We start from the raw sequence: 26424 nt of genomic DNA on the forward strand, positions 1-26424 counted from the left end.
TCAGCCCGCCGTGCGCAGCGCCCAAAAAGGCATGGCCTGCGGGCCGCACATGCCGGTGGCAATGCGCTGCGCAGTAGGCAAAGAGCCAGTCAGGCCCAAATGACCGTGGCCGACGGCCAGCCACAGGCCGGGAATGGCGTCGATATGTCCCACCACCGGCACCGAGCCGGGCAAACAAGGGCGGTGGCCCATCCAGTGCTGGGCCTGGTGCTGCGCCAAGGCAGGGAAGGCATCGCGCGCAATGCGCTCAATACCGGCCACACGGCGCGGATTGGGCGGCGCTTTCAAACCGGCAATTTCCACCGTGCCGCCCACGCGCAAACCGCCTTCCATGGGCGCAATAAAAACCTTTTTGTCGGCCAGCACCACGGTGCGCTGAACCAGGTGCTGCGCACCGGCAAACTGCGCGTGGTAGCCGCGCTGCGACTCGATCGGCAGCAACATGCCCAGCGGCTGCAACAGCTGCGGCGCCCAAGCGCCAGCGGCCACCACCACTTGGGTCCAGCGCTGCGCGTCCAGGGCTTTGTCGCCGGTTTTGACCGACCAGCCTTCAGGCGTGATGTACAGCGCCCGCACCTCGGCCCGGGCCAGCTTGCCGCCCCGCTGGATGAAGGCGTGCAGCATGCTCTGCACATAACGCAGCGGGTTCAGAATGGTGCCGTGGTCGGCCAAAAAGCGGCCGTGGCTGTAGCCGCTGGGCGCGTTGGGTTCCAGCGCTTCGATGCCAGCGCGGTCGAGCTTTTCTACCTGGTAACCGTATTGCTCGCGCAGCTTCCAGCCGGTGGCGTCTTTTTCTGCGTAGGTTGCATCGGGGTACAGGTGCAGATGGCCGTGGCGCACAAACAGCTCGGGCACGCCCAGGCGCTGCGCCAGCGTCTCGTGCGCATCTACCGCGCCGTGGTAGAGGTCGTTCAAGCGCTCGGCGGCAGCGGCCACGCGCTTGGGCTCGGCCGATTGGGCAAACGCTACCAGCCACGATGCCGCTTTTGGCAAGTGCTTCCAGCCAATGGCCAGCGGGCCGTCTTGGTCTAGCAGCATGCCGGGCACGGTTTTCAGCACGCCGGGCAAGGCCAACGGCGCCACCGAGCCAGGGCTGATGGCGCCGGAGTTGCCGTAGCTGCATTCCATGCCGGGCTCGCCGCGGTCAATCAAGGTCACCGCCACGCCATAGCTTTGCAAAGCCAGCGCAGTGGCCACGCCCACCACACCGGCACCTACCACCACCACCGCTTTCGGCGGCACTGCTTTTGCGCCACCGGGGGCGCCTGCGTTCTCAGCCATCTCTGTCCTGTCGTCTTTATCGCATCCAGCCAGCAAAACCGGCCCATACCAAGGCGGCTTCGGGCGTGAAGCGCCCTTGTGCCAGTTGTTGTTGCACCTCGCCCACCGACCAGCGCGCAAACTGCGCCACCTCGCCATCCTGGTTGTTGGGCAGCAGGTTTGAAGGCACGCTGGCCGCGTACCAATGAATGTCTTCGTGCATGTAGCCGATATCGTCGCCGCCATCGGCATCGGGATGGCGAAACTGCAAGACGCCGCCCCAGCGCAGCTCGGCCAGCTCGGCAGTGCGCAAACCGGCCTCTTCCCAGGTCTCGCGCTCCAGCGCTTGCTCCAGCGTGTCTTGCGCCGACACCATGCCACCCATCAGCGTGTCCCAGTGCAAGGGGTAGTTGGCCTTGTCTGCCGCCCGCTGCTGTACCCACAAGCGGCCATCGTCCGCCGCACCCACCAAGTGCACAGCCTGGGTAGCAATGCCCAACACCCGCACTGCGCCGCGTTCCACCGTGCCGATGCGGCTGCCATCGACCGCATGCACCGCCAATTGCTCATTGCGCCAAGGGCCGCTGCGGCCTGCGGTGCGCAAAGCGTCGGCCAAGAGATTCATCAGTCGGGTGGCGTCTTGCGTGGGCGAATCAAGCAGCCACACCGCACGGCCCGAGCGCTCTTGCTTGCTCAGCAGGCTGTCACCGCCCAAGCGGCCAGAGATGCCGGTTTCCAGCAAAAAATGCTCAACGAGCGAGCCCACCGCCTGGCCGTTCACCCACAGCGGCAAGCGCGCTTTGCGCGGTGGCTGCTGCATGGCCGCACGCGCAGCGGCCAGCCAGGCGGGAGGCTGCGAAGCCCAGGAAGCAGAGGTAGTTGCAGACATGGCGCACTATCAAAATAAAAGCAGATGGATGGTAGTCCATCTGCTTTGTTCTGCGGCGGCAGATCCGGCAAAACCCGTAACTGGTCTTGGTTACGGCAGCTTCATCACGGCAAGAGAATGCTGGAGCCGGTGGTCTTGCGCTCTTCCAGCGCGCGGTGCGCGGCTTGCACATCGCGCAGCGCAAAGCGTTGCTCGATGTGGATCTTGACCTGGCCCGAGGCCACTACCTCGAACAGCGCATCGGCCATTTGCTGGCAGCGCTCGCGCGATGTCATGTGCGCAAACAACGTTTGGCGCGTGACATACAGGCTCTTGGCGGCCAGCGCGGCTGGCGCAAACGGCGCCACCGGGCCCGAGGCATTGCCAAACGACACCATCAGGCCAAAGCGACGCAGGCATTGCAGCGAGCCTTCCCAGGTGTCTTTACCCACCGAGTCGTACACCACCTTGACGCCTTCGCCACCGGTGATTTGTTGCACGCGCTCGGCAAAGTTTTCGCTGCGGTAGTTGATGGCGAACTCTGCGCCGTTGTCCAGCGCCAGCTGGCATTTCTCGGCCGAGCCGGCCGTGGCTATCAAACGCAAACCCATGGCCTTGGCCCACTGGCAGGCGATCAGGCCCACGCCACCGGCAGCGGCGTGGAAAAGCACGAAATCGCCCTTTTCCAAACCCTCGACCGGGCGGCAGCGGTGCAGCAGGTAGTAGGCGGTCATGCCCTTGAGCATCATGGCAGCGCCGGTTTCGAACGAAATCGCATCGGGCAGCTGGCACACGTATTGCGCAGGCATCACACGCAGCTCGCTGTAGCTGCCGGGCGGCTGGGTGGCGTAGGCCACGCGGTCGCCCACTTTCAGGTGGCTCACGCCTGCGCCCACGGCCTCCACCACGCCGGCGGCTTCCATACCCAATTGCAAAGGCAGCGGCAGTTGGTAAAGGCCGGTGCGCTGGTAGACGTCGATAAAGTTCAGGCCGATGGCATGGTGGCGTACGCGCACCTCGCCCTGACCCGGCTCGCCCACTTGCACCTCGACCAGCTGCATCTCTTCGGGGCCACCATTACGCGCTATCTGTACGGCCAATGCCATGGGTTTCTCCTTTTGCTATTGCGGTGTTGCTCAATCTGCAGCCATGCTGCCACGGTTTTTGCAAACCTGCAGTCGCAGGGATGTACAGTCTCGCGATGCAACAAAAACTGACTCCCGGCACGGCACTCCTGCTCACCGCCGCCCCCCTGATGTGGGCTGGCAACGCGGTGGTGGGCCGCATCGTGCACGACCTGATCTCGCCCATGCTGCTGAACTTTGTGCGCTGGGCGGTGGCTTTTGTGATTCTGCTGCCGCTGGCCTGGCGCCTGTTGCGCAAGGACAGCCCGCTGTGGCCGCACTGGAAACGCTGGTCCGTGATCGGTCTGCTGGGCATCGGCTGCTACAACGCCTTTCAATACCTGGCGCTGAAAACTTCGGGGCCGATCAACGTGACCTTGGTGGCTTCGAGCATGCCGCTGTGGATGATGGCTTTTGGCGCGCTGTTCTTTAACAGCCGCGCCACGCGCCAGCAACTGCTGGGCGCCGTGTTCTCGATTGTGGGCGTGCTGATCGTGCTGAGCCATGGCGACTGGCACCAGCTCTCCAGCCTGCGCCTGGTGCCGGGCGATCTGTACATGCTGCTGTCCACGGCCTGCTGGTCGCTCTACAGCTGGCTGCTGGTGCGCACCAGCGAGCCGGCGGGCATCAAAAGCCAATGGGCCGATCTGCTGATGGCCCAGCTGGCCTTTGGCCTGGTGTGGTCGGGCCTGTTTGCCGGTGGCGAATTTGCGGTAGGCGCCGGCCACCTGGAGCTGAACGGCACCCTGCTTGCCTCCATCGCTTACATCGTGATCGGCCCGGCCATTCTGGCCTACCGTTTCTGGGGCATCGGCGTGCAGCGCGTGGGGCCTACCGTGGCAGGCTTTTTCACCAACCTCACGCCGCTGTTCGCAGCCGTGCTATCGGCGGCATTTTTGGGCGAGCCGCCACGCATTTACCACGCCATTGCGTTTGCACTGATTGTGGCCGGCATCATCATTTCGTCGCGCCGAGCCTGACAGCGCAGGCTGCTGCAGCGCCCGGTTACACCCTGCAACCAGTCTGAGGCCCGGCTTCACACAGCCGGGCTTGCAGGCGAGCACACTGCCACCATCTGCAAAGCCTCAGGAAAGGATGGCCCGTATGACCGAGCAAGAGCAGCAGCTGATCGCCCAATTGTTCCAAGGCTTGCGCCAGCAAGCCAGCGCCCCCAAGGATGCGCAGGCGGACGCCGCCATCCGCCAGCACGCCGCGCAACTGCCTGACGCCACCTACCTGCTTACCCAGCGCAGTCTGCTGCTGGAGCAAGCCTTGCAGCAAGCGCAGCAACAGGTGGAACAACTGCAAAGCCAGTTGCAGCAAAGCAGCCCTGCCCCGGCGCAAGGCAGTTTTCTCTCGCCAGGCCTCGACACCCGCTTTGGCCGTGGCAGCGACAGCAGCTACGCCGCACCGCCAAACACCAGCCAGGGCTATAGCTATTACGGTGGCGTACCCGCTGGCACGCCTGCAGGCAGCGCTGCGCCCGGCAGCTGGCGCGATCGCTGGTTTGGCAGCCCGCGTACTGCAGCGCCAGCCATGCCCGCTGCACCTGCACCTGCACCTGCGCCTGCAGCAGGCAGCAGCTTTCTGGGCCAGGCCGCTGCCTCAGCCGCCGGCATTGCAGGCGGCATGTTGCTGTTCAATGGCTTGAACCATTTGTGGGGCAACCAGGCCGGCAACCACCAGGCCGCCATGGACACAAACAGCAGCAACAGCAATGGCGAACACGGCAACGCCGCCAGCCACGGCGACAACAGCGGCCTCGACCAGCTGGCCCAGGATGCCGGCCGCGACCACGTCGGCCAATCGCCCAGCCAACTGCTGGATGACGGCAACGCCGACGACGGCTTTGGCAGCGATTTCAGCGACGGCGGCGGTTTTTTCGACAACGACGATTACGCCTGAGCAGCGCCGAGCACGCACAAAAAAGCGACGGGAGTTCCGTCGCTTTTTGCGTTTTTGCATGGCAGCTGGTGCTTGAGATATCCTTTAACGCAGCTGCTGCTGGCTCATCCCTCTCAGAACGTGCCTTGGTAAGAACCACCATCCGGCAAAATATTCTGGCCGGTGATGTAGGCCGCCTGCTGGCTGCACAGGAAAGCGCAGATGGCGCCAAATTCATCTGCCGTGCCGTAACGGCCAGCAGGAATCTGCTTTTGCTGGGCGGCACGAATGTCAGCCTCGCTCTTGCCGGTTTTGCTGGCCGCGGCGGTGATCGTGGCCGCGATGCGGTCGGTATCAAACTTGCCCGGCAGCATGTTGTTGATGGTCACGCCCTTGGCGGCAATCGGGCTGCGTGCCACGCCGGCCACAAAGCCGGTCAGGCCGCTGCGCGCGCCGTTGGACAGGCCCAGAATATCGATAGGCGCCTTGACCGAGCTGGAGGTGATGTTGACTATGCGGCCAAAGCCGCGCTCGGCCATGCCGTCGATCAGGGTCTGGATCAACGCAATCGGGGTCAGCATGTTGGCGTCGAGCGCCTTGATCCAGGCCTCGCGGTCCCAGTCGCGGAAATCACCGGGAGGCGGGCCGCCGGCGTTGTTCACCAGAATGTCGAACCGCGTGCCGGGGCCGCCTTCAGCGTTCAGCACGGCAGCGCGGCCGGCTTCGGTGGTGATGTCGGCCGCCACCGCAATCACCTGTGGCGCTACGCGGCCGGGTGCTGCCGCAGCCCACATGGCCGCCATCACCTTGAGCTGGCGGGCGGTGTCCTTGAGCGCATCCTCGCCACGGGCGTTGATGACCACGTTCACGCCTTCGTTCACCAGCGCCTGTGCGCAGCCGCGCCCCAAGCCCTTGCTGGCAGCGCACACCAGCGCCCATTTGTTGGCAATACCCAAATCCATAAATCCGTCTCCTTTGGAAGGTTGCAATACTAAGGCAAGTCCGACTTTGGCGCAGGCGGCCAATAAACCATCCGCTATCTTTTTTGCACCTGGTGTGTGAACACGTAAATACCCACCAGCACCAGCGCAGTGCCCAGCACCATCACCGGCGTCAGCGGCTCACCCAGCAGCCACACACCCATCAAGATGGTGGAGAGCGGGCCGATCATGCCGGTTTGCGCCACCGTGGCTGCGCCCAAGCGCTCGATGGCCAGCATCACCAGCAGCACCGGCACGGCAGTGCACAGGCTGGCGTTGATGACGGAGAGCCAGATCACCGGCTCGGCCACCTGCGCGGCCGACATCGGGCGCAGCAACACAAACTGGGCAATGCAGAACAAGCAGGCAAAGGTGGTGGCCCAACCCACCAGGCGCAGCGCGCCAATGCGCTGTACAAATTGGCCGCTGTAAACAAGGTAGATCGCATAACTCACCGCACTGGCAAACACCAGGCCGGCGCCCCACCAGACCTTGCCACCACCAGCGCCGTGCGTCAGCACTTCCATGCCGAACACCAGCATGACGCCCAGGTAGCTGATGGCCAGACCCGCCAGTTGGCGGCGGCTAGCCGTCTTGCGGTACAGGAGCCAGCCTAGCGCCAGCACCAGCGTGGGGTTGAGATAGAGAATGAGGCGCTCGAGCCCGGCGCTGATGTAGCTCAGCCCGGCAAAATCCAGAAAGCTCGAGAGGTAGTAGCCGCTAAAACCGAGCGCCACCACGCCCAGCCAGTCGCGCACAGACAGCGGCGGCTTGCCGCGCCCGCTCCACCAGGCCATAGCCAGAAACAGCGGCAGCGCAAACAGCATGCGGTACATGATGAGCGTGACTGCATCCACGCCGTGGCGGTAGGCGAGTTTGACGATGATGGCCTTGCCGCTGAAAGCGATGGCGCCCACCACAGCACAGAGCAAACCGGTGCGGCGCGCCGAAGGCGACAACACCGCGACGGGTGCAGGAGAAACTGACACTTTGGAATCCAATGAGAGAGGCCCGGCAGCCGCTGCTGGCCGGGCGGTTTGGCGCGGGCCTGCGCCGCTCAGGCGGGCTCAGGCGTGGTCTTGGGCACCGTGGAACAAACGGTGGTGCATGCGCCGTATCGACCACCAGACGCCCAAGCCTACCACGGGGATAGCGAGCGCTGCCGTCGTTTCTGGCGACAGCGGCCAGCCCCATTTTTGCAGGCCCTTGGCCAGGTAGCTGATCAGGCCGACAAAGTAGTAGGTGATGGCGGCGACTGACAGGCCTTCCACCGTGGACTGCATTTTCAGCTGCAGACCCTGGCGCTCGTTCATGGCCTTGAGCACAGCCTGGCGGCCCTGCTTTTGGCTGATGTCCACGCGCGTCTGCAGCAGGTTGCTGATGCGCGAGACGCGCTGCGACAGCGCTTCCAGCCGCTGGTGGGCAGACACACAGGTGCTGCGCGCCGGAGTGAGGCGCCGGTCCATAAAATCGCGGATCGTCTGGTAGCTGCCCAGGCGCGTTTCCTGAATGTCGGCCACGCGCTGCTGCACCAAGGCAAAGTAGGCCGAGCTGGCAGAAAAGCGCGAATGGTTGCCTGCATACTGGCTCTCCACTTGGGCGGCCAGACGCGTGAGCTGGTCGAGCAACTGCGGCTCGCTGCTGACACCCGCGCTGCGAATGGCTTCGGACAGCTGGGCCAGCTCGGACTCGGTGGCCGCAAGCTTGTCCATGGTTTGGCGGGCAGCGGGCAAGCCGAGCAAGGCGGCCATGCGGTAGGTCTCAATCTCCAGCAAACGCTGCACCAGACGGCCGGTGCGCGCCGGCTCCAGCGCCTGGTTGAAAACGAAGAGGCGCGAAGCCCCGTCGGAATGGATAGCGAAATCGGTGTAGATGCGCGCCTGCTGCTCGGCGGCCTCCGAGGCGACCAGCTTGTCCTCATACAACCAGCGCTGCTCGGCGCGTTTTTCCAGCACCGGCGTGGGCTGCAGCACCCACACATTCATGGCCATCAGGCATTGGCCGGGCAGACCGGCCAGCCACTGGGAGGGCACAGCAGCACTGGCGGAAGGCAAATCGGTGTCGTCCAGCATGTCGGCGCTGAGCGGTAGCATCCAGGTCCAGGAGACGAACTCGGTGTGCAGCTCCCAGCGCAGGCGGCAGTTGCCCAAATCGAGGCGCAGGTGGTTGGCCTCGGCATCGGGCACGGGCAGTTGCATGTCGCGCAAGAGCTGGTGCAGCCACTGGCGGCTGGCCGTGCGCTCGGCATCGTTGGCGAGCATCACCACACAGAACACGGCCGTGTTGTCGGCAATGGCCTCGGGCGGGCGGGAATGGACTTCGTTGTGCAAGGCACGGCGCAAGTCGTGCTGCTGCAATGCAGGCAGATTTTTCATGAAAGCAGAACCGGTCAAAAACAGCGGCGGCGCACAATGCGCCGCCCTGCGGTTGCCGATTGTCATGCCAAGCCGATATCCACGTAAGGCACAACGAAAAAACGGCGCCCGAAGGCGCCGCTCAAAGTGGTAGTTGCGTTGCTATCAGTCTTCTTCGACGAAAGCCTCTTCGCGCTTCTTGCTCACGGCGGGCAGGCAGACCACCACCAGCAGAGCCAGCGCAGCCAGCAGCAGACCGGCCGAGATGGGGCGGGTGACGAACACCGACCAGTCACCACGCGAGAGCAGCAGTGCACGGCGCAGGTTTTCTTCCATCATCGGGCCCAGGATGAAGCCCAGCAGCAGCGGTGCAGGCTCGGTACCCAGCTTGTGGAACACGTAGCCGACAAAACCGAAGATACCGACCATCCACACGTCCCAGGTGTTGTTGTTGGTACCGTACACACCGATCGCGCAGAACAGCACGATCGAGGGGAACAGCCAACGGTAAGGCACGGTCAGCAGCTTGATCCACATGCCGATCAGCGGCAGGTTCAAGATGATCAGCATCAGGTTGCCGATCCACATCGAGGCGATCAGGCCCCAGAACAGCTCGGGGTTGCTCGTCATCACCTGGGGACCAGGCTGGATGTTGTGGATGGTCATGGCACCCACCATCAGCGCCATCACGGCGTTGGGCGGAATACCCAGGGTCAGCAGCGGGATGAACGAGGTTTGCGAGCCAGCGTTGTTGGCCGATTCAGGGGCCGTCACACCGCGGATATTGCCTTGGCCGAAGGGCACTTCGCCGGGCTTGAGCTTGGTCTTCTTCTCGATGGTGTAGGCCGCAAAAGCCGACAGCATGGCGCCGCCACCAGGCAAGATACCCAGGGCCGAACCCAGAGCCGTACCACGCAGCATGGCAGGGAACATGCGCTTGAAGTCTTCAGCGGTAGGCATCAGACCGGTCACCTTGGCGGCGAACACTTCGCGCTCGTCGTCGGGCTTGGACAGGTTGGCAATGATTTCGCCGTAGCCGAACACACCCATGGCGATCACGACGAAGTCGATACCGTCGGTCAGCTCAGGGATGTCGAAGGAGTAACGGGCCACGCCGGAGTTCACGTCGGTACCCACCAGGCCCAGCAGCAGACCCAGCACGATCATGCCCACAGCCTTGAGCAGCGAGCCCGAAGCCAGCACCACGGCGCCGATCAGGCCCAGGCACATCAGCGAGAAGTATTCGGCAGGGCCGAACATGAAGGCCACTTCGGTCAGCGGAGGCGCAAAGGCCGCCAGAATCACGGTACCCACGCAACCGGCGAAGAACGAGCCAATACCCGCTGCCGCCAGTGCCGGCCCCGCTCGGCCTTTTCGGGCCATCTGGTAGCCGTCGATCACGGTCACCACTGAGGACGATTCTCCTGGCAGGTTCACCAAGATGGCGGTGGTCGAGCCACCGTACTGGGCGCCGTAGTAAATACCGGCCAGCATGATCAGCGCCGCCACGGGAGGCAGAGCGTAGGTGGCAGGCAGCAGCATGGCGATGGTTGCCACCGGGCCAATGCCGGGCAGCACACCGATCAGCGTGCCGAGCAAGCAGCCGACAAAGCAGTAAATCAGGTTTTGGAAGGTGAAGGCAACACCGAAACCGGTGGCCAAGTTATTGATCAGATCCATGGTCCTGGCTCCTTAACCGGTGATGAAGCTAGGCCACACGGGGAACTGCAGATTCAGTGCCCACACGAAAGCGATGTAGCTGCCGATGGCCAGAATCGTGGCCAACACGAACACCGACTTGGCGCGGAACTCGTGTCCGGCCAGGCTGGCGATGAAGACCAGCGCGTAGATGGCGACGATCAAACCGAACTGCGGGATGTGCAGCGAAGGCACGCCCACCAGCAAGATGCCAAAAGCAAAGTTGGCCGCCAGGATGAAGAACACCTGCTTCCAGGCCCATTTGCCAATCGGGTCACCGTTGGCAGGGCCTGCGGTGAGGCCCTTGAAGGCCACGCCAGCGCCAATCAGCGCGAGCAAGATGCCCAGGATTAGCGGGAAGTATCCCGGCCCCATGCGAGCGCCCGTACCGATGGTGTAGTTCTTGGCGCCCACTGCGAACGCTATACCCACTGCCATGTACATGATGCCCGCCCAAAAGTCTTTTTGGCTCTTGAGTTTCACTATGTCTCCAAACGAAAATATGGATGGTCTGGATTGTCATGCCTGACAGCAGCCTGACAGATGTGGATTCCACTTACCATTCGACACAGGAAAACCCTAGGAGGTCCGAACACTGCACCCGCTTCGCACAAGCAGGCTTGCAGCGAAAGCGCCACCCCGCGCACAGCGAAGACAGGCAAGAAAAAACCACTGCCGCCTGGAGATTGGCGAGCAGTGGTCAGGTCAGACAACCAGCGCCAGGCCTGCCATTCACCGCCAGCTTTTGCAGCGATGTTTGCGCTAGCGCAAGAAAACTATCGATCACCCATCTCAATCGGCGGCGTGTTCGACATCACCTCTTCCACCGTTGTCAGACCTTCGGAGACGCGCAGCGCACCCGCCAGACGCAGTGGGTGCATGCCATCTTTGACGGCCTGGCGGCGCAAAGCCGACATAGAAGGCGAGGCATGCACCTGGTCCTTGAGCGCCTCGCTCACCGTCAGCAATTCATAAACGCCCATACGGCCGCGGTAGCCGGTGTTGCGGCATTCTTCGCAGCCCACCGGTTTGTAAGGCTTGTATTCGCGCTTGATCTTCCAAGGCTGGATGGAGTTGTTCAGCGCCTCCACCGTGCTGTCCTCGTCAGGCTGCTTGCAGGTGCTGCACAGCGTGCGCACCAGGCGCTGCGCGAGCACGCCCAGCAAGGTGGCGTTGATCAGGTACGGCGGCACGCCCAGCTCCATCAAGCGGCTGATGGCACTGGGCGCATCGTTGGTGTGCAAGGTAGAGAAAACCAGGTGGCCGGTCAGCGCGGACTGCACCGCCATTTCGGCGGTTTCCAGATCGCGAATTTCGCCGACCATGATGATGTCCGGGTCCTGCCGCATCAGTGCGCGCAGGCCTTCGGCAAAGCTGAAACCCAACACCGGCTGCACCTGGGTCTGATTGAAGGCCGGCTCGATCATTTCGATCGGGTCTTCGACGGTGGAGACGTTCACCTCTTCAGTAGCCAGGCGCTTGAGCGTGGAGTACAGCGTGGTCGTCTTGCCTGAGCCAGTGGGGCCGGTCACCAGAATAATGCCGTGCGGCCGCTCTACCAGGCGCTCCCAGCGCTGCGCGTCGTGCGGCGTAAAGCCAAGGGCAGCCAGGTCTTTGACCGTGTTTTCCGGGTCGAAAATACGCATCACCATCTTCTCGCCGAAAGCGGTCGGCAAGGTCGACAGACGCATTTCCACTTCGTCGCCCTGGGTGTTGCGGGTTTTGATACGGCCGTCCTGCGGGCGGCGCTTTTCGACCACGTCGATACGGCCAAGCAACTTGACGCGCGAGATGATGGCGTTGTGCACGCCCAGCGGCGTCTGGTAGACCTTGTGCAGCACACCGTCAATGCGGAAGCGGATCACCGCCTGTTCGCGGCGCGGCTCCAGGTGGATATCGCTGGCGCGCTGCGAGAAGGCGAACTGCCACAACCAGTCGACCAGGCGGATGATGCCCTGGTCGTTGGCATCGAACTGCTGGTTGGCATTGCTCAGGTCGACCAGCTGCTCGAAGTTGCTCAGGCTGGACATCGTAGCGCTGAGCTTGTTGGCCGCTTTGACCGATTTGGCCAGCGCAAAGAATTCGCTGCGATAGCGGTCAATATCTTTGGGGTTGGCCAGCACGCGGCGCACCTTGCGACGGGCCTGGCGCTCTACCTCACCCACCCAGCCGTCAATCCAGGGCTCTTTGACGGCGATCACCAGCTCTGTCGGCGTCACCTGCACCGGCAAGATGCCGTGGCGCTGCGCATAGGGTGCGCCCATGGTGTCGGCCACCTTGGCGGCATCGGTCTTGAGCGGGTCAACCTTGTAATAAGGCAGGCCGCAGTGCTTGGCGACAAACTCGGTCAGGGTTTCGGCATCGAGCGGCTTGCCGTCTTGCGCACGCGGCACCACCACGCTGGCCAGGCGCACGATCGGGTGCTGGCTGCTGGAGGCGTGGCCGCAGCGCTCGATGGTGCTTTTGGCGACCGCCGCCGTCACCCAGCCGTCAGCCTGCAACCAGCTGACGATCTGCTCCAGCTCCAGCGGGCGCTGCACCAAGGCCGCGAGGGCACTGCGCGCCGGTGCCGCACCCGGCACCGAAGCCGGGCCGGCGGGCGGCAGGCTGGCCGCGGCTGAAGACGCAGGAACAGACAGAGGCGCAGTGCTGTCCACGCTGTCTTCCACCACACCTGGCACAAACACCGCCGAAGGCTTGCCCGGCGGCGTTGGCGCTGTGGGCTCGGCGGCCTGCAGCGTCGGGTCCATCAAGGTGGTGTGTTGAAAATCGGCGTTCTGATCCTGGTCCCGTTCAGATGTACCCATGCTGAACTCCCTCATGTTTATGGCTCTATGCCAAGGGTTATACCTGAAAAGCCCGCCAATTCCCGGTAAAGCTCAGCCCAGCAAAGGCTGTACAGGTTTAAAAACCTTTAACCACTTGAGCGCGGGCAAGCCCGTGGCCTGCTGCACCACATCGGCGCGCTGCGCGAGCAGCTCACGCTCGGGCCGGCTCGGCGTGCGCTGGGCCAGCAAAATGGTGTTGCCCTCTTTGGTGGCAGTAAAACGCCAAACGGCCGCTTCGCCAAACGCTTCCTGGATGTACGCCAGACTGCGCGCATAGCTGTTGGTGCGGCCGAACAGGTTGACCGTCATGCAGCCGTCTTCGGTCAACAGATTGCGGCAGTGCTGGTAGAAATCAGGGCTGTCGAGCACGGGTGCGGCGGCTTCGTGGTCGTACAGATCCACCTGCAAAGCGTCCACCGTCTGCAGGTACTGCGGCTTCTGGATTTCCTCGCCCGCATCGCCCAGCACCACCTGCAGCTTGTCGCTGTCGGGCGGCAGCTTGAACCACTGGCGGCAGACGTTGACCACCTGCGGGTTCAGCTCGATGGCTGTGGTGGCCATGCCCAGCTTTTGCAGGCAGAACTTGGTGGCCGCAGCAGCGCCCAGGCCCAGTTGCATGGCGCGGCGCTCGGGCACGCTGGGCCAATCAACCAGCAGCAGCCAGGCCATCATGCGTTGCACATATTCCAGATCGATATCGAAAGGCTTCTTGATGCGCATCGAGCCTTGCACCCAGGGCGTGCCCAGGTGCAGGTAGCGCGTGCCATCCCAGTCGGAGATGGTGACTTCGGGCAGTGCCTCGGACACTGCGGTGTTTCTTTTACTCATGGTGCAGGGATTATCTGCATTTGCCCTTGCAGGCGCGGCTCGGCGGCAGAAAACTCCAGCAACTGGTCAATCAAGGCGCGCACCCGTGCCGGCAAATGGCGCTGCTGTGGCCAGACCAGCGCAATATCGTGCGCATCCGCCTCCCACTGCGGCAGCAGCAGCTGCAGCTGGCCTTTTTGCAGTTGCTCCATGCAGGCCCACAGCGGCGCATAGAGCAAGCCCAGCCCCTGGCTGGCCATATGGGCGGCCAAAGCCACATCGTTGACCATGCCGCGCAGCGCCGGGCCGTACAGCGATTGCGTGTAGCGCTCGCCCGTCTGGCTGTGCGTGAGCCGCAACTGGCGCAACGGATCGGCCACCACCCAGCGCTGGTTGGCCAGGTCTTGTGGCGATTCGATAGGCCCGGACTGCGCCAAATAGCTGGGCGCCGCCATCAGCCCCATGGCCGCCAAGCCCAGGCGCCGGCCCACCAGGCTGGAATCGCTCAGCGGCCCGACGCGGATCGCCAAATCAGCGCCATGCTCCAGCAAATCCTCGCGCAAGTTGGACAGGCGCAAATCCAGCTGCACACCCGGATAGCGCGCCAAAAATGCCGGCCACACCGGTTGCAACACGCCTTGCGCTAGGTTCATGGGCGCCAGCACGCGCACCATGCCTTGAACCTCGGTGAGGCTTTGCGCCAGGTTTTGCGTGGCCTGCTCCAGCGCATGCAGCAAGGGACTGCAGCGCTCAAAGTAAGCCTGGCCTTCGGGCGTGGCCTGCAGGCGGCGTGCGCTGCGGTGCAAAAGTTTGCAGCCCAGGCGCGCCTCCAACTGCTGCAAGCGGCGGGTGATGGTGGCCGGCGGCAAATGCGTGCGGCGGGCCGCAGCGCTCAGGCTGCCGCTTTCCACAATGGCAGCGAACAGGGCCAGATCGTCAAGCATGATTCCATTTTTGGAATTTAAAAATGAAATTTTGCCAGTAATTTTCAATTCCAATAGGTATTAGACTCGTAGCCCTGCGCCAGAGATGTCCAAATTCAACAGAAATCAGACTGGCGCCCCTTGCCAGAATGGATCACGCACCATGCCTTTCACCCTCAAACTCCGCATGCTTTCGTCCGCCATCATGTCGCTGCTGCTGGCCGCGCTGATGACCGCCTGGGTCACCTGGCTGAACGTGGGCTTTGCACCCGATTTTCTGGCTCGCTGGGGCCATGCCTATGTTTGCGCCTGGCCGGCGGCTTTTGTCATCGTCATGCTGATTGGCCCCACGGTGCAGCGCCTGGCCCTGCACTTGCTGCAAAACCAGCCAGGCCACCCGCGCCACCAGGCCGCAGCGGCTGCTCAGCCCGCCAGCAAACCGCAGTGATGCAGCACCTCGCGCCAGCCTGCCAGTTTGCGCTCGGCGCTCCATGAGGCATTGGCCGGGCTGGTCGATGGCAGACGGTACACCGGCAGGCCCAGCGCAGCCTGCACTTTTTTGGCATGGCGAAAGCTTTCGCCACCGTTGTGCGCTGCCGCCTGCAACAGCGGGCAGCGTTGCTGTAGCGCCGCAAAATCGTTGAGGCTGGCGTTGCGGATGGCGCTGTCCAGGCTGCCAGCGCGCTCGCAGCTCGCATACACATCCCATACACCCAAGCCATGCGCCAGCAGCCAGTCGCAGCGGCCTGCGTAGTCTTGCGGCTGCGTGTCCTGCGGCCACAGCTGCGCGAGAATGGGCCAGAACTGGTTGCGCGGATGCGCGTAATACTGGCCCGCCTTGAGCGAGGCAGCACCTGGGAAACTGCCCAATATCAGCAGCCGCGTGCCTGGGCCTGCAATCGGCGGCAAGCCGTACAGCAATGCTGCGCCCACATCAGCCATGGGCCGCTGGTGCCAACAAGGCCGCCAACTTGGGCAGCACGCGGCAAGCGTTGGCGCTGGTGATGCGCTGCCAATCGGCCAGACCCAATTGCTCTGCCGCGCCCACCGCGCCTTCCGCCCGCACTTGCTGCATCACGCTGGCAATGCGCGGTATCTCGGCGGGCTGGTTGCGGCCTTGGGCTGTGCCCTGCTCTCGCGCCTGCGCCGTGGTGTAGAGCCAATGCGGCGGAATGTCGGGCGCATCGGTTTCAACCACCAGGCTCTCCAGCGGCAGCTCCTGCAGCAAACGGCGCAAGTGCAAAGCCCGGTCGTAGGTGACCGCACCGCCAAAACCCAGCGCGAAACCGCGCTCGATAAAGTGCCGGGCCTGCTGCTCGCTGCCGTTGAAGGCATGGGCAATACCGCCCTGCACCGGCCACTGGCGCAAGCCTTTGAGCAATTGGTCGCTGGATTTGCGCACATGCAAGATCACCGGCAAGCCAAAGCGGCGCGCCAATTTGAGCTGCTCCTGGTAGAACCAGGTCTGGCGCTCGGCGTCGAGCCCGGGCACAAAAAAATCGAGCCCGATCTCGCCAATCGCCACCAGGCGCGGGTCATCACGATTGGCCTCCAGCAGCTGCGCCAGCGCATCGATATCGCTTTCTGCCGCGCTGCCGGTGTAGAGCGGGTGAATGCCCAAGGCATAGCTGTCACCCCAGCGGTGCGCCAGCTCGCGCACGCTCTGCCAGTCGACTCGGCCAATGGCGGGGATGACGCAATGCGCCACGCCCACTGCACGGGCGGCGGCGCGCAGCTCGTCGCGATCTGCGTCGAACTCGGGCGCGTCCCAGTGGCAATGGGTATCTATCCAAAAGGGCATCGTCAAAGCTTTTCTGCCGAGCGCCTGCGGCTCTGCGCTCAGCTGAGCAAACCGTGGTCCATGCGCACTGCGCGGTCGCAGCGCTGGGCCAGATCGCCATCGTGCGTGACCATGACAAAAGCCGTGCCCTGCTCGCGGGCCAGCTGCATCATCAATGCGAACACCGTGTCGGCGGTGCTGCGGTCGAGGTTGCCGGTGGGCTCGTCGGCCAGCACGCAAGCGGGTTTGGTGACCAGCGCACGCGCAATCGCCACACGCTGGCGCTCGCCGCCCGAGAGCTCAGCCGGCCGGTGCAACACGCGGTCTTTCAAACCCACGGCTGCCAGCATGGCTTGCGCCTGTTTAACGCATTCTTCGTAAGGCATGCGGCGAATGCGCAGCGGCATGGCCACGTTGTCGAGCGCGCTGAACTCGGGCAGCAAATGGTGGAACTGGTAAATAAAACCCAGATACTGGTTGCGCAACTGGCCTTGGCGCGCCGGGCTCAGGCTGCCCAGCACCTCGCCCTTCAAGCGCACCGTGCCGCTGGTGGGTTCGTCCAAGCCGCCCAACAAATGCAGCAAGGTGGATTTGCCCGAACCGGACGAGCCCACAATGGCCAGCGTCTCGCCCGCGTGCACCTGCAGGTCGATGCCCTTGAGCACCTCGACATCAAGCAGGCCTTCAGAAAAGCGCTTGGTCAGGCCGCTGGCCTGCAAGACGATGGAAGAATCATTCATAAGCCAAGGCAGAGACAAACCGGTTGCAGGCAGCGCCCGCAACCGCTTTGCCATCAAAGAAAGAGGTTCAATAAAGCTGCTGTGACTGGCTACAAGGGCGCCGATTTGAGCTTGTGCCCGTTGCCCCCGGCATTGCCAGCCCCGCATGTTGCCATCGATTGTGGCACCACTTGCAAGGCCCTGCGAGCCGCCCAGGCCATGCAATGACCTCAGCCTGAGCTTTGCATTACCAGGAACGCCGACCGCCACTGCTGCGCCCGATGCGCGGCAAATCGGCATAAGGGCCTTGTTCGCACAGCGCCAGCGCCTGCGCTTGCAGCTTGGCCAGACTGGCATCGAACTGCGCCAGCTCCGCATCGCTCAACACCGAGACCAGATCGAGGTGAATCCGCGCCATCTCCGGCAAGATCAGGCCAACCATGCGCCGCCCTTCCTCTGTGAGGTAGATGGCAATGCGGCGCCGGTCGCCCGGCAAGGGCTTGCGCTGTACCCAGCCTTTGGCCTCCAAGCCGGTCAGCGCGCGCGAGGTCCGTACCCGGTCGAGCATGGCTTTGTCTGCCAGCTCCGACGAGAGCAAGCCCTCTTCGTGGGCCACCGTCGCCAGCACACCCCACTCGCGCCGGGTCAACCCAAAGCGCGCTTCGCAGGTGCGGATGACCAGCCCACCGGCCACACCAAAAAAGCGGGCAACGCGGAACAAGAGCATTTGCTGAACCTGGGTGGGAGCGAATCGGGTATTCACTGGCATGGGTTGATTTCATCAATCGATAGCTGCACTTCTATATTGCAGACAACAGCGGAGAGTGACCGGGTGCCACTCCTTGCTGCTCCGGCTTTGACCGACCACCGACGCGCTCGACCCTTTGAAAGCTGTAGCCATGATTTCTGCATCGTCTCTCTCCCGCCGCCATTTTTTGCACACTGCACAAGCCCTGCTCATGGGCACCACCGGCCTCATGAGCTCTGGCTGGGCCGCTGATAACGCTGCCTTCGCCAACTGGCCCAACAAACCGGTACGCATCGTGGTGGCTTTTCCGCCTGCGGGCGGCTCGGACATCCTGGCGCGCAGCCTGGGCGAGGTGTTGCAGCGCGAGTTGCAGCAAGCCTTTGTGGTGGACAACCGCCCCGGCGCCGGCGGCAACATCGGCGCTGACAATGTGGCCAAATCTCCGGCCGATGGCTATGCCGCGCTGCTGAGCATCGACACCATCTTCACCATCAATCCCTTTATCTACACCAGCATGCCGTTTCGCAGCAGCGATCTGCGCCCGGTCATGTTGTTAGCATCGCAAGGTTTGGCGGTGGTGGTCAACCCCAAAACCGGCTTGACAAGCTTCCAGCAACTCATTGAGCGCGGCCAACAACAAGCCATCAACCTGAGCTCGGGCGGCAACGGCACGCCCGGCCATTTGGCCGCCGCCAACATGACGCGCCACACCGGCGCCAAGATCAACCACGTACCCTACAAAGGCAGTTCGCCGGCCAGTGTGGCCATCATCGCTGGCGAGGTGGATGGCGGCATCATCAGCGCTTCGCCGCTGTGGGAGCAAGCGGCGGCGGGCAAGGTGCGCCCTTTGGCAGTCACTTCCAGCAAGCGCAACCCTTTGGCGCCAGACGTGCCTACCGTTGCCGAACTGGGCTACCCCGCGCTGGAGCAAGAGGTTTTGTACGCGCTGTGGCTGCCGGCCGCCACGCCGGAGCCTCTGTTCCAAAAAATCCAGCATGCGCTGGAAAAGGCCATGACCGACACCACGTTGCGCGAGCGCATGCGCAACAACGACCTGGCCTACGAAGCGCTGACGGGCGATGCCGCTGTACAGCGCCTGCAAGCTGCCACCGAGCACTACCGCGAAGTGATCAAGGCAACCGGCATGAAGCTGGGCTGAGGCGGATTTGGCCTGCGCTGCGTAGCGCCGGCCAGCCCTGGCTTATACAGACCGGCCGCAGCCGGGCCTGTGGCGATCACTCATAGCGCAGGGCTTCTGCCGGGTTGACGCGGCTGGCGCGCCAGCTCGGGTACAACGTGGCCACAAAAGCCAAAATCAGCGAGATCACCGTGATGGGCACGATGTCGGCGCTTTGCGGCTCGCTCGGCATGCGGCTGATGAGGTAAATATCCTTGGGCAGGAAGTTGGTCTGCAAGGCTCGCTCAATGGCGGGCACGATCACATCGATATTGCAAGCCACCAGCAGACCCAGCGCCAGGCCGGCCAGGGTGCCGATCACACCTACCAGCGCGCCTTGCACCACAAACACGCCCATGATGCTTTTGGGGCTGGCGCCCAGGGTGCGCAAAATAGCGATGTCGGCGCGCTTGTCGGTCACCGTCATCACCAGCGTCGTCACCAGGTTGAAGGCCGCCACGGCGACGATCAGGGTGAGGATGATGAACATCATGCGTTTCTCAACCTGCACGGCCGCGAACCAGGTCTTGTTCTGCTGCGTCCAGTCGCGGATCAGCAAATTGCCCGAAAGCGTGCGCGCCAGCTGCTGCACCACGGCAGGTGCGTCATGCAGGTTCTTGAGCTTGAGGCGTACGCCGGTCGGGCCTTCCAGGCGGAACAGGCGGGCAGCGTCTTCGTAGTGCATCAGCACCAGGGCGGAGTCGTATTCGTAATGGCCGGAGTTGAAGGTGCCCACCACGTTCATCTGGCGCATGCGCGGCACCACACCGGCCGGCGTGACCTGGCCGCTGGGGGCGATCAGGGTGACCTGGTCGCCAGGCAAAACACCCAGAATGCGCGCCAGCTCCGAGCCCAGCACCACGTTGAAGCTGCCCGGCGTGAGCGCCTGCAGCGCTTGCTGCTGAATGCCGGTGGCCATATCGGTCACCTCGGGCTCCAGCGCCGGGTCTATGCCGCGCAGCAAGGCGCCGCGCATGTCTTCGCCGCGCGCCACCAGCGCCTGGGCCGAGACAAACGGCGCAGCGCCCACCACGTTGGGGTTGGTTTTGGACTCGGCAATGGTGCGCGCCACATCGGGCATCGCATCGCCGTTGGGCGTGAAGATTTCGATGTGCGAGACCACGCTGAGCATGCGGTCGCGCACTTCTTTCTGGAAGCCATTCATCACCGACAACACAATGATCAGCGCCGCCACCCCCAGTGCAATACCCAGCATGGACACGCCCGAGATGAAAGAGATGAACCCGTTGCGGCGCGTGCTGCGCCCCGCCCGGGTGTAGCGCCAGCCCAATGCCAGCTCATAGGGAATCTGCATAAATATTTGTCTTGTAGGGCAGCGCCAGATGCCACCGAATCCAACCTGACATTGTGCATCGCCGACAATAGGCCCATGTCGGATAACCCCCATTTGATCATCGCTTACGCAGCCACGGACGACGCCAGCTGCCATCAGGCTCTGCCCCAGCTAGCCCTGCCGCAATTGCAAAAGCTGCTCAAGCAAGGGACAGCCGCCCCTGCCGACCAGGGCGAGCTAGAGGATTTTGCCCCGCCGCACGAGCGCGTGCTGGCCCGCGCTTTGGGCCTGCCCACGCAAGCCACGCCTTGGGCAGCCCTGCAGCGCCTGCAACAAGGCCAGGCACCGGGCGAGCAAGCCTGGGCCTTCATCACGCCCTGCCACTGGCAGATCTCGCCCGACCAGGTACGCATGAGCGAGCTGGCCGCAGCGCAAATGACCGATGCCGAATCGCGCCAGCTGCTCGAGATCATGGCGCCCTGGTTTGCCGAAGATGGCATCACCCTGGTGTATGAGCGGCCCGACCGCTGGCTGGCACAGGGCGACGTGTTTCGCGGCCTGCAAACCGCTGCGCTCGACCGCATAGCGCTGCGCGATGTGCGCCCCTGGCTGCCCAACAAAGAGCAAGCCGCCGTGCTGCAGCGCCTGCAGACCGAGATGCAGATGCTGCTCTACACCCACAGCTGGAGCGATGCCCGCGAGGCCCAAGGCCAGGCGCCCATCAACTCGTTCTGGGTGCACGGCGCAGGCGCCTTGCCCCAAGGCTACCAATTGCCGGCGCAGCAGCCGGTGCTGAACACCGATTTGCGCGATGCCGCGCTGCAAGGCAACTGGCCCGCCTGGCAGCAGCAGTGGCAAAAGCTCGATGCCAGCCTGGCAGGCGCAGCGCCCGCAACCCTCACGCTCTGCGGCGAGAAAAACGCCGTCAGCCTGCAACAGCTGCCGCAAGGCCTGTTGCAGAAAATCAAACAACTGTTGGCCAGCCCGCAGGTCGCCGACCTCTTGAAATCCCTATGAAAATACTGGCCCGAGATATTCCGCCCCGCAGCGCCTGGGCGCTGGAACAAGCGGGCGTGCACCCGCTGCTGGCACGCTTGTTTGCCGCCCGTGGCGTGCAAGCCGCCGAAGAGCTGGACGACGGCCTGGCGCAACTGCTGCCGCCCAGCGGCCTGCTGGGCGCACAAACTGCCGCCAACCTGCTGGCCGATGCCATTGCCCGCCAGGCGCGCATCTGCGTGGTGGCCGATTACGACTGCGACGGCGCCACCGCCTGCGCTGTGGCCTTGCGCGGCCTGCGCATGCTGGGCGCCAATAACGTGAGCTACCTGGTGCCCGACCGCGTGGTCGACGGCTACGGCCTGACCGCGGCCATCGCCGAGCGCGTGCACCAGCAAGGCGCCGATGTACTGGTTACCGTAGACAACGGCATTGCCAGCATGGAAGGCGTGGCCCGCGCCAAAGCCTTGGGCTTGACCGTGATCGTGACCGACCACCATTTGCCCGCTGCTACGCTGCCGGCGGCAGACGCCATCGTCAACCCCAACCAGCCGGGTTGCCAATTTGCCAGCAAATCCATCGCCGGCGTAGGCGTGATGTTCTATGTGCTGATGGCGCTGCGTGCCGAGCTGCGTACGCGCGGCGCCTTTGAAGGCATTGCGCAGCCGCGCCTGGATACTTTGCTGCCACTGGTGGCGCTGGGCACCGTGGCCGACGTGGTCAAACTCGACGCCAACAACCGCCGCCTGGTAGCCCAAGGCCTGCGCCGCATCCGCAGCGGCCACATGCCGCCCGGCCTGGGCGCGCTGTTCTCGGCCGCCAGCCGCCGCGCCAACGCAGCCAGCACCTTTGACTTTGGCTTTGCCCTGGGCCCGCGCATCAATGCTGCCGGCCGGCTGGCCGACATGACCATCGGCATCGAATGCCTGCTGACCGAAGACGGCCTGCGCGCGGATGAGCTGGCGCGCCAGCTCGACGCCATCAACCGCGAGCGCCGCGACATCGAAAGCGGCATGCGCGAGCACGCCATGCTGCTGGCCGAAGAGCTGTTTGAAGAAGGCACCGAGCCGCCGCCTGCGGTGAGCGTGTTCGACCCCGATTTCCACGAAGGCGTGGTCGGCATCGTGGCCTCGCGCATCAAGGACAAACTGCACCGCCCGAGCTTTGTGTTTGCCGCCAGCAGTGCGCCTGGGCACGAGCACGAGCTCAAAGGCTCGGGCCGCTCCATCCCCGGCTTTCACCTGCGCGACGCGCTCGACCTGGTGGCCAAGCGCCATCCCAACGTGCTCATCAAGTTTGGTGGCCACGCCATGGCCGCGGGCTGCACTATTGCCGAAGAGCATTTCGAGCTGTTTGAACAAGCCCTGGCCCAGGTCGCACAAGAGTGGCTGGACGAGCGCACGCTGACGCGCCAGCTCGAAACTGACGGCCCGCTGCCGGCCCAGTTCCGCCGCGCTGAAACCGTAGACACCATCAACAGCCAGGTCTGGGGCCAGGGCTTTGCGCCACCCACCTTCAGCGAAGAGCTCGAAGTGGTGAGCCAGCGCCTGGTGGGCGAGAAGCACTTGTCGCTCAAACTGCGCCACCAGGGCGAAATGGTCGACGGCATCTGGTTCGGCCACACCGAGCCACTGCCAGCCAAGGTGCTGCTGGCCTATCGCCTCGATATCAACGAATGGCAGGGCCAGCGCAAGCTGCAGTTTCTGGTGGAAGGCGCGCAGTTGCCGGGTTGATGGTGGCGTCAACCTATGCGCCATGCAAGGCGCACGCTGGCGGAGGTTGTTTTTCCAACTGGTGTTAGCGGCAATGCATGCTGCAGCTGGCCGGGTCTCGCCCCGGCGGGCGACTGACTTTCTTGCTGCACGGCAAGAAAGTCAGCAAAGAAGCGTGCCCACTTCCATCGACCCCGAAAGCTTCGCAAAGCGAATCTTTCGAGGCAACCTGCGCTCCCAGCAAACGACGGCGTGCGGCAAAACTCTCTCCGCGCCAAGGCGCTCCGTTCAAACAGCTGCCGCAAGTCAGTTCACGAAGTTTGGCTGCTCTGCGGCAGCCAAACCGCCGCCGTTTGCTGCGATCACAGGCGCTGGAAGAAGGGAGATGGGACAGCCAACAGCCCGCGAGAACTGCGCCACTTGCTTACTTTCCATCGGGTTCAGCTTGCCTCGTGAACAATGGGGCCGCTCGTTCCAAGCCTGCTATTGCGCGATGAGCCACAAAAAAAGACAGATAGCACTCTGCGCCCGAGTACTATCTGCCCGATAAACCTGATGTAGAAAGCAGTGCCAACTATCGTTCAGCCACCATGCTTAACGCCATAGGACACCGCTTGAAAGCCGCTCCCGATATAGCAAGAGCGGCGTCATGCTTACAAGCCTTCTTCGGCCGCTACGCCCTTTTGGAAGGTGCTGTAGACGATGACTGGGATATCCAGCGCGCCCAGATATTGCTCGATCAGCGGTTTGACATCAGTCCACTCCAAGCCGCCCACACCCGTGGCCAGGCGCGGCAGTGCCACGCTGCTGATATTGTTGGCGCGCACATGCTTGACCAGGTTTTGCAGTGCCTTGCGCACGTTCTCCACCGTGGCCTTGGAAGGCTTGGCGCCCGGGCCTTGGCCCAGTGTGTCTTGCGTGACCAGGTTCAAAATCTTGCGCGTGCCGCCTTGCTCTTGCACGCCCGTCCAACCCCAGACTTCGCCAGTGGAAATGGCTTTGGAGCGCGTGTCGTGGCGGTAGTCTTTGACCAGCGAGGGCCAGCGCTCGCGCAGGGCCAAGGCCAGGCCGCTGTCAAACGGGTCTTGTGCGGAGATGCCGTGCGCAATCAGATCCGCTTTGCTCAACAAAATATCGCCGGTTACTTCTTTGATCAAAACCCAACTCCTGTTTCAGTGCCTATGCCCGCCGCAGCAATCATCGCCGCAGCATCGATAGCCCTCTAATCTATAAATAATCGGCCCTGGTTGACTTAAGCTATATCAAGCTTTCTTACATTGACTGCGCAGTGTCAGCCCGCACAAACACGGGTAATTCGCTCTGACACCGCTGGCGCGCTGGCATGGGCGGGCACAGTTTTCTACAATGCCGGGTCGGCGCTTTTTCTCCCTGCTTTGGTGCCAGCTTTGCCAAGCAGCGGGCCAGCTGAGCGCCAGTTGCTATTCATTTGGTACCAGCTGCAGCGCTGGTAAGCACATTCTTATTCCATGAGCAAAATATCCGTAGCCGTGCTCGGCGCAGGCATGGTGGGCGTTGCGATCGCCTTGGCTTTGCAGCAAAAGGGTTTCCAGGTCAGCTTGCTGGACCGCCGTGCGCCTGGCGAGGAAACCTCGTACGGCAACGCCGGCGTGATCGCCCGCAGCTCGCTGATGCCTTTCAACAACCCCGGTTTGTTTGGCCAGTTGCCAACACTGCTCAAAAACCAGGGCGCAAGCTTTCGCTACCGCCCGCAGTTTTTGCTGCACAACCTGGGCTGGGCTACGCAGTTTCTGGCCAATGCGCGTGCGCAGGTTTTTCAGGAAACGACAACCGCGCTCGACAGCCTGATCCGCCTGTCGATGACCGAGCACGCACAGCTGCTGCGCGCCAGTGGCGCGGCGCACCGCATGCGCGACAACGGCTGGCTCTTCCTCTACCGCCAGGCCGCGGCCTTTGCCGGCGGTGCTTTGGCCCGTGAGCGCATGGCGCATTTCGGCGTTGCCACCGAGGTGCTGGAGCGCGACCATATCCGCCAGCTGGAGCCGGCGCTGAACCCTATTTTTGAACGCGCGCTGTGGATCAAGGACACCTGGTCGGTCGACAGCCCGGGCGCAGTCGTCAAAGCCTACGCCGAGCTGTTCCGCAAACAGGGCGGGCAGTTTTTGCAAGCCCGCCTGAAAACCCTGCAGCCGCTGGCCGGCAGCCGCTGGCGTGTGGTGGGCGATGCCGGTGGCGCGGTCGAGGTGGATCGCGTTGTGGTGGCCTTGGGCCCCTGGAGCCGCGACTTCATGCACACGCTGGGCGTGAAGGTGCCAATGGCCTACGAGCGCGGCTACCACATGCACTTTGCCGCGCCTGCTGCCTGCAATATCAGCCGCCCGGTGTACGACACCGCTGGCGCCTATGTGATGAGCCCCATGGAGCAAGGCCTGCGCATTACCAGCGGCGTGGAGCTGACCGATCTGGATGCCGCGCCCAACCCACTGCAACTGGATCTGGCCGAAGCCGCTGCGCGCCAGGCCATCGACATGGGCGAGCGCCTGGAGCCCACGCCCTGGCTGGGCCGCCGCCCCACGCTGCCCGACAGCCGCCCGATCATCGGCGCCATGCCCGGCCAGCGCAATCTGTGGCTGGCCTTTGGCCACCAGCACATCGGCTTCAGCACCGGGCCCGGCACTGGCGCCATACTGGCAGCTCTGATGGCTGGCGAAGCTTCACCGATTGATGCCGCACCTTTCCGGGCGGAGCGGTTTTTAAAGGGTTGATCACCCATCTGGCCGCGTGGCAAGCAAGCCACGGCGCTGCCAAGAAGCTACACATGCCATTGCGGCGATGACCAATAATTCCTTGGTCACCACCGCAGAGAAACGCTGTGAAAAAGATCCTGTTGGCCATGTTAATTGGCAGCATTGGCGTTATCGCCGCCCTGCTCGGCCGCCAGGCCAGCCGCGCTGCGTTGGCACCCGACAAAGATGCGGAGCTGGTGGAGCTCTCGCGCAAGCTCAATACCAGCTTGCCCAGCATGGTCGATGCCGAAACCCGCCTCGACCAGACCTCGGCCGCGCTAGGCCAGCAGTTTTCCTACTACTACACCTTCGCCAACCACCCATCGACCAACATAGACCTCGGCAAATTGCTGGCGACCTTGGGGCCGCTTATGCACGAGCGTGTGTGCAAAACACCAGAAACACGCGCCCTGCTCAAAGATGGTGTCACGCTGAACTACATCTACCGTGGGAATGACAACGTAGAACTCACAAGACTCGCTTATACGCTGAAGGACTGCGGTTGAG

25 protein-coding genes are annotated in these 26424 nt (G+C 63.4%); 8 read left to right on the plus strand and 17 right to left on the minus strand.

What is annotated here, in order from left to right:
• From ACFIQF_RS07505 to ACFIQF_RS07515, 3 genes are all read right to left on the minus strand, one after another.
• A complete protein-coding gene (locus ACFIQF_RS07505; RefSeq protein ID WP_393941597.1) occupies window positions 1–1281 on the minus strand; it encodes an NAD(P)/FAD-dependent oxidoreductase in 1281 nt (426 codons plus the stop codon).
• Between the two features lie 16 nt (window positions 1282–1297).
• On the minus strand, window positions 1298–2149 hold the full coding sequence (locus tag ACFIQF_RS07510; RefSeq protein ID WP_393941599.1) for an NUDIX hydrolase: 852 nt from the start codon (window positions 2147–2149) through the stop codon (window positions 1298–1300).
• 104 nt (window positions 2150–2253) lie between these two features.
• Window positions 2254–3234, minus strand: coding sequence for a quinone oxidoreductase family protein (locus ACFIQF_RS07515; protein WP_393941600.1), 981 nt, complete (start codon window positions 3232–3234; stop codon window positions 2254–2256).
• Window positions 3235–3329: 95 nt separating this feature from the next.
• Here ACFIQF_RS07515 and ACFIQF_RS07520 point away from each other — a divergent pair, with 95 nt between their 5' ends.
• Window positions 3330–4232: a DMT family transporter gene (locus ACFIQF_RS07520; RefSeq protein WP_393941602.1), complete on the plus strand. Its 903-nt coding sequence runs from the start codon at window positions 3330–3332 to the stop codon at window positions 4230–4232.
• A gap of 124 nt (window positions 4233–4356) precedes the next feature.
• Window positions 4357–5157 carry a DUF2076 family protein gene (locus ACFIQF_RS07525; RefSeq protein WP_393941604.1) on the plus strand — a complete coding sequence of 267 codons (801 nt, stop codon included), beginning with the start codon at window positions 4357–4359 and terminating at the stop codon, window positions 5155–5157.
• 113 nt (window positions 5158–5270) lie between these two features.
• On the opposite strand, the gene ACFIQF_RS07530 is transcribed toward ACFIQF_RS07525, so the two are convergent.
• The 8 genes from ACFIQF_RS07530 to ACFIQF_RS07565 form a co-directional block, all read right to left on the minus strand.
• Window positions 5271–6098, minus strand: a complete 828-nt coding sequence (locus ACFIQF_RS07530; protein WP_393941606.1) for an SDR family oxidoreductase — start codon at window positions 6096–6098, stop codon at window positions 5271–5273.
• Between the two features lie 74 nt (window positions 6099–6172).
• On the minus strand, window positions 6173–7105 hold the full coding sequence (locus ACFIQF_RS07535) for a DMT family transporter (RefSeq protein WP_393941608.1): 933 nt from the start codon (window positions 7103–7105) through the stop codon (window positions 6173–6175).
• A gap of 78 nt (window positions 7106–7183) precedes the next feature.
• Window positions 7184–8491, minus strand: a complete 1308-nt coding sequence (locus ACFIQF_RS07540; RefSeq protein ID WP_393941610.1) for a DUF3422 family protein — start codon at window positions 8489–8491, stop codon at window positions 7184–7186.
• Between the two features lie 144 nt (window positions 8492–8635).
• Window positions 8636–10150, minus strand: coding sequence for a tripartite tricarboxylate transporter permease (locus ACFIQF_RS07545; RefSeq protein WP_393941611.1), 1515 nt, complete (start codon window positions 10148–10150; stop codon window positions 8636–8638).
• 12 nt (window positions 10151–10162) lie between these two features.
• Window positions 10163–10651 (minus strand): tripartite tricarboxylate transporter TctB family protein, encoded by a 489-nt coding sequence (locus ACFIQF_RS07550; RefSeq protein WP_393941613.1) that lies wholly within the window; start codon window positions 10649–10651, stop codon window positions 10163–10165.
• A gap of 293 nt (window positions 10652–10944) precedes the next feature.
• Window positions 10945–12975 (minus strand): type IV pilus assembly ATPase TfpB, encoded by a 2031-nt coding sequence (gene tfpB / locus ACFIQF_RS07555; RefSeq protein WP_393941615.1) that lies wholly within the window; start codon window positions 12973–12975, stop codon window positions 10945–10947.
• A 72-nt stretch (window positions 12976–13047) separates the two neighbouring features.
• Window positions 13048–13824, minus strand: coding sequence for a spermine/spermidine synthase domain-containing protein (locus ACFIQF_RS07560; protein ID WP_393941617.1), 777 nt, complete (start codon window positions 13822–13824; stop codon window positions 13048–13050).
• Window positions 13821–14747 carry a LysR family transcriptional regulator gene (locus tag ACFIQF_RS07565; protein WP_393941619.1) on the minus strand — a complete coding sequence of 309 codons (927 nt, stop codon included), beginning with the start codon at window positions 14745–14747 and terminating at the stop codon, window positions 13821–13823. Before ACFIQF_RS07565 ends, ACFIQF_RS07560 begins: the two co-directional genes overlap by 4 nt.
• Before the next feature lie 142 nt (window positions 14748–14889).
• On the opposite strand from ACFIQF_RS07565, the gene ACFIQF_RS07570 reads away from it, so the two are divergent.
• Window positions 14890–15174, plus strand: coding sequence for a DUF2798 domain-containing protein (locus tag ACFIQF_RS07570; RefSeq protein ID WP_393941621.1), 285 nt, complete (start codon window positions 14890–14892; stop codon window positions 15172–15174).
• Here the strand turns inward: ACFIQF_RS07570 and ACFIQF_RS07575 are convergent.
• The 4 genes from ACFIQF_RS07575 to ACFIQF_RS07590 all read right to left on the minus strand — a co-directional run bounded on the left by ACFIQF_RS07575 (window position 15150) and on the right by ACFIQF_RS07590 (window position 17952).
• Window positions 15150–15668 carry a DNA-deoxyinosine glycosylase gene (locus ACFIQF_RS07575; protein ID WP_393941622.1) on the minus strand — a complete coding sequence of 173 codons (519 nt, stop codon included), beginning with the start codon at window positions 15666–15668 and terminating at the stop codon, window positions 15150–15152. The two genes, ACFIQF_RS07570 and ACFIQF_RS07575, sit on opposite strands and share 25 nt — an antisense overlap.
• Window positions 15661–16527, minus strand: a complete 867-nt coding sequence (locus tag ACFIQF_RS07580) for a TatD family hydrolase (protein ID WP_393941624.1) — start codon at window positions 16525–16527, stop codon at window positions 15661–15663. The genes ACFIQF_RS07575 and ACFIQF_RS07580 overlap by 8 nt, the downstream gene beginning before the upstream one ends.
• Window positions 16528–16565: 38 nt before the next feature.
• On the minus strand, window positions 16566–17246 hold the full coding sequence (lolD, locus tag ACFIQF_RS07585) for a lipoprotein-releasing ABC transporter ATP-binding protein LolD (protein ID WP_393941626.1): 681 nt from the start codon (window positions 17244–17246) through the stop codon (window positions 16566–16568).
• A 226-nt stretch (window positions 17247–17472) separates the two neighbouring features.
• Window positions 17473–17952, minus strand: coding sequence for a MarR family winged helix-turn-helix transcriptional regulator (locus ACFIQF_RS07590; RefSeq protein WP_393941730.1), 480 nt, complete (start codon window positions 17950–17952; stop codon window positions 17473–17475).
• Between the two features lie 172 nt (window positions 17953–18124).
• Between ACFIQF_RS07590 and ACFIQF_RS07595 the strand changes: the two genes are divergently transcribed.
• Window positions 18125–19132 (plus strand): Bug family tripartite tricarboxylate transporter substrate binding protein, encoded by a 1008-nt coding sequence (locus ACFIQF_RS07595; protein WP_393941627.1) that lies wholly within the window; start codon window positions 18125–18127, stop codon window positions 19130–19132.
• A gap of 76 nt (window positions 19133–19208) precedes the next feature.
• Here the strand turns inward: ACFIQF_RS07595 and ACFIQF_RS07600 are convergent, their stop codons facing one another.
• On the minus strand, window positions 19209–20465 hold the full coding sequence (locus tag ACFIQF_RS07600; RefSeq protein ID WP_393941628.1) for a lipoprotein-releasing ABC transporter permease subunit: 1257 nt from the start codon (window positions 20463–20465) through the stop codon (window positions 19209–19211).
• Window positions 20466–20540: 75 nt separating this feature from the next.
• Between ACFIQF_RS07600 and ACFIQF_RS07605 the strand changes: the two genes are divergently transcribed.
• Together ACFIQF_RS07605 and recJ are read left to right on the plus strand one after the other, a co-directional pair.
• The gene (locus ACFIQF_RS07605; protein ID WP_393941629.1) at window positions 20541–21461 is read left to right on the plus strand and encodes a phosphoglycerate mutase; all 921 of its coding nucleotides are present in this window, start codon (window positions 20541–20543) and stop codon (window positions 21459–21461) included.
• Window positions 21458–23173 carry a single-stranded-DNA-specific exonuclease RecJ gene (gene recJ / locus ACFIQF_RS07610; RefSeq protein WP_393941630.1) on the plus strand — a complete coding sequence of 572 codons (1716 nt, stop codon included), beginning with the start codon at window positions 21458–21460 and terminating at the stop codon, window positions 23171–23173. Before ACFIQF_RS07605 ends, recJ begins: the two co-directional genes overlap by 4 nt.
• Before the next feature lie 632 nt (window positions 23174–23805).
• On the opposite strand, the gene ACFIQF_RS07615 is transcribed toward recJ, so the two are convergent.
• Entirely contained in the window at window positions 23806–24309 is a 504-nt protein-coding gene (locus ACFIQF_RS07615) for a macro domain-containing protein (protein ID WP_393941632.1), read from the minus strand.
• A 330-nt stretch (window positions 24310–24639) separates the two neighbouring features.
• On the opposite strand from ACFIQF_RS07615, the gene ACFIQF_RS07620 reads away from it, so the two are divergent.
• Window positions 24640–25896 carry an NAD(P)/FAD-dependent oxidoreductase gene (locus ACFIQF_RS07620; RefSeq protein ID WP_393941633.1) on the plus strand — a complete coding sequence of 419 codons (1257 nt, stop codon included), beginning with the start codon at window positions 24640–24642 and terminating at the stop codon, window positions 25894–25896.
• Between the two features lie 107 nt (window positions 25897–26003).
• On the plus strand, window positions 26004–26423 hold the full coding sequence (locus tag ACFIQF_RS07625; RefSeq protein WP_393941635.1) for a hypothetical protein: 420 nt from the start codon (window positions 26004–26006) through the stop codon (window positions 26421–26423).
• Window position 26424 lies beyond the last annotated feature (1 nt).

It is taken from the genome of Comamonas trifloxystrobinivorans, from assembly GCF_043359985.1.
Classification (GTDB): domain Bacteria; phylum Pseudomonadota; class Gammaproteobacteria; order Burkholderiales; family Burkholderiaceae_C; genus Comamonas; species Comamonas trifloxystrobinivorans.

Coding starts and splice junctions, on each gene's coding strand:
- ACFIQF_RS07505 (WP_393941597.1), bottom strand. CDS start 1,281: ATGGCTGAGAACGCAGGCGCCCCCGGTGGCGCAAAAGCAGTGCCGCCG.
- ACFIQF_RS07510 (WP_393941599.1), bottom strand. CDS start 2,149: ATGTCTGCAACTACCTCTGCTTCCTGGGCTTCGCAGCCTCCCGCCTGG.
- ACFIQF_RS07515 (WP_393941600.1), bottom strand. CDS start 3,234: ATGGCATTGGCCGTACAGATAGCGCGTAATGGTGGCCCCGAAGAGATG.
- ACFIQF_RS07520 (WP_393941602.1), top strand. CDS start 3,330: ATGCAACAAAAACTGACTCCCGGCACGGCACTCCTGCTCACCGCCGCC.
- ACFIQF_RS07525 (WP_393941604.1), top strand. CDS start 4,357: ATGACCGAGCAAGAGCAGCAGCTGATCGCCCAATTGTTCCAAGGCTTG.
- ACFIQF_RS07530 (WP_393941606.1), bottom strand. CDS start 6,098: ATGGATTTGGGTATTGCCAACAAATGGGCGCTGGTGTGCGCTGCCAGC.
- ACFIQF_RS07540 (WP_393941610.1), bottom strand. CDS start 8,491: ATGAAAAATCTGCCTGCATTGCAGCAGCACGACTTGCGCCGTGCCTTG.
- ACFIQF_RS07545 (WP_393941611.1), bottom strand. CDS start 10,150: ATGGATCTGATCAATAACTTGGCCACCGGTTTCGGTGTTGCCTTCACC.
- tfpB (WP_393941615.1), bottom strand. CDS start 12,975: ATGGGTACATCTGAACGGGACCAGGATCAGAACGCCGATTTTCAACAC.
- ACFIQF_RS07560 (WP_393941617.1), bottom strand. CDS start 13,824: ATGAGTAAAAGAAACACCGCAGTGTCCGAGGCACTGCCCGAAGTCACC.
- ACFIQF_RS07565 (WP_393941619.1), bottom strand. CDS start 14,747: ATGCTTGACGATCTGGCCCTGTTCGCTGCCATTGTGGAAAGCGGCAGC.
- ACFIQF_RS07570 (WP_393941621.1), top strand. CDS start 14,890: ATGCCTTTCACCCTCAAACTCCGCATGCTTTCGTCCGCCATCATGTCG.
- ACFIQF_RS07575 (WP_393941622.1), bottom strand. CDS start 15,668: ATGGCTGATGTGGGCGCAGCATTGCTGTACGGCTTGCCGCCGATTGCA.
- ACFIQF_RS07580 (WP_393941624.1), bottom strand. CDS start 16,527: ATGCCCTTTTGGATAGATACCCATTGCCACTGGGACGCGCCCGAGTTC.
- lolD (WP_393941626.1), bottom strand. CDS start 17,246: ATGAATGATTCTTCCATCGTCTTGCAGGCCAGCGGCCTGACCAAGCGC.
- ACFIQF_RS07590 (WP_393941730.1), bottom strand. CDS start 17,952: ATGCTCTTGTTCCGCGTTGCCCGCTTTTTTGGTGTGGCCGGTGGGCTG.
- ACFIQF_RS07595 (WP_393941627.1), top strand. CDS start 18,125: ATGATTTCTGCATCGTCTCTCTCCCGCCGCCATTTTTTGCACACTGCA.
- ACFIQF_RS07600 (WP_393941628.1), bottom strand. CDS start 20,465: ATGCAGATTCCCTATGAGCTGGCATTGGGCTGGCGCTACACCCGGGCG.
- ACFIQF_RS07605 (WP_393941629.1), top strand. CDS start 20,541: ATGTCGGATAACCCCCATTTGATCATCGCTTACGCAGCCACGGACGAC.
- recJ (WP_393941630.1), top strand. CDS start 21,458: ATGAAAATACTGGCCCGAGATATTCCGCCCCGCAGCGCCTGGGCGCTG.
- ACFIQF_RS07620 (WP_393941633.1), top strand. CDS start 24,640: ATGAGCAAAATATCCGTAGCCGTGCTCGGCGCAGGCATGGTGGGCGTT.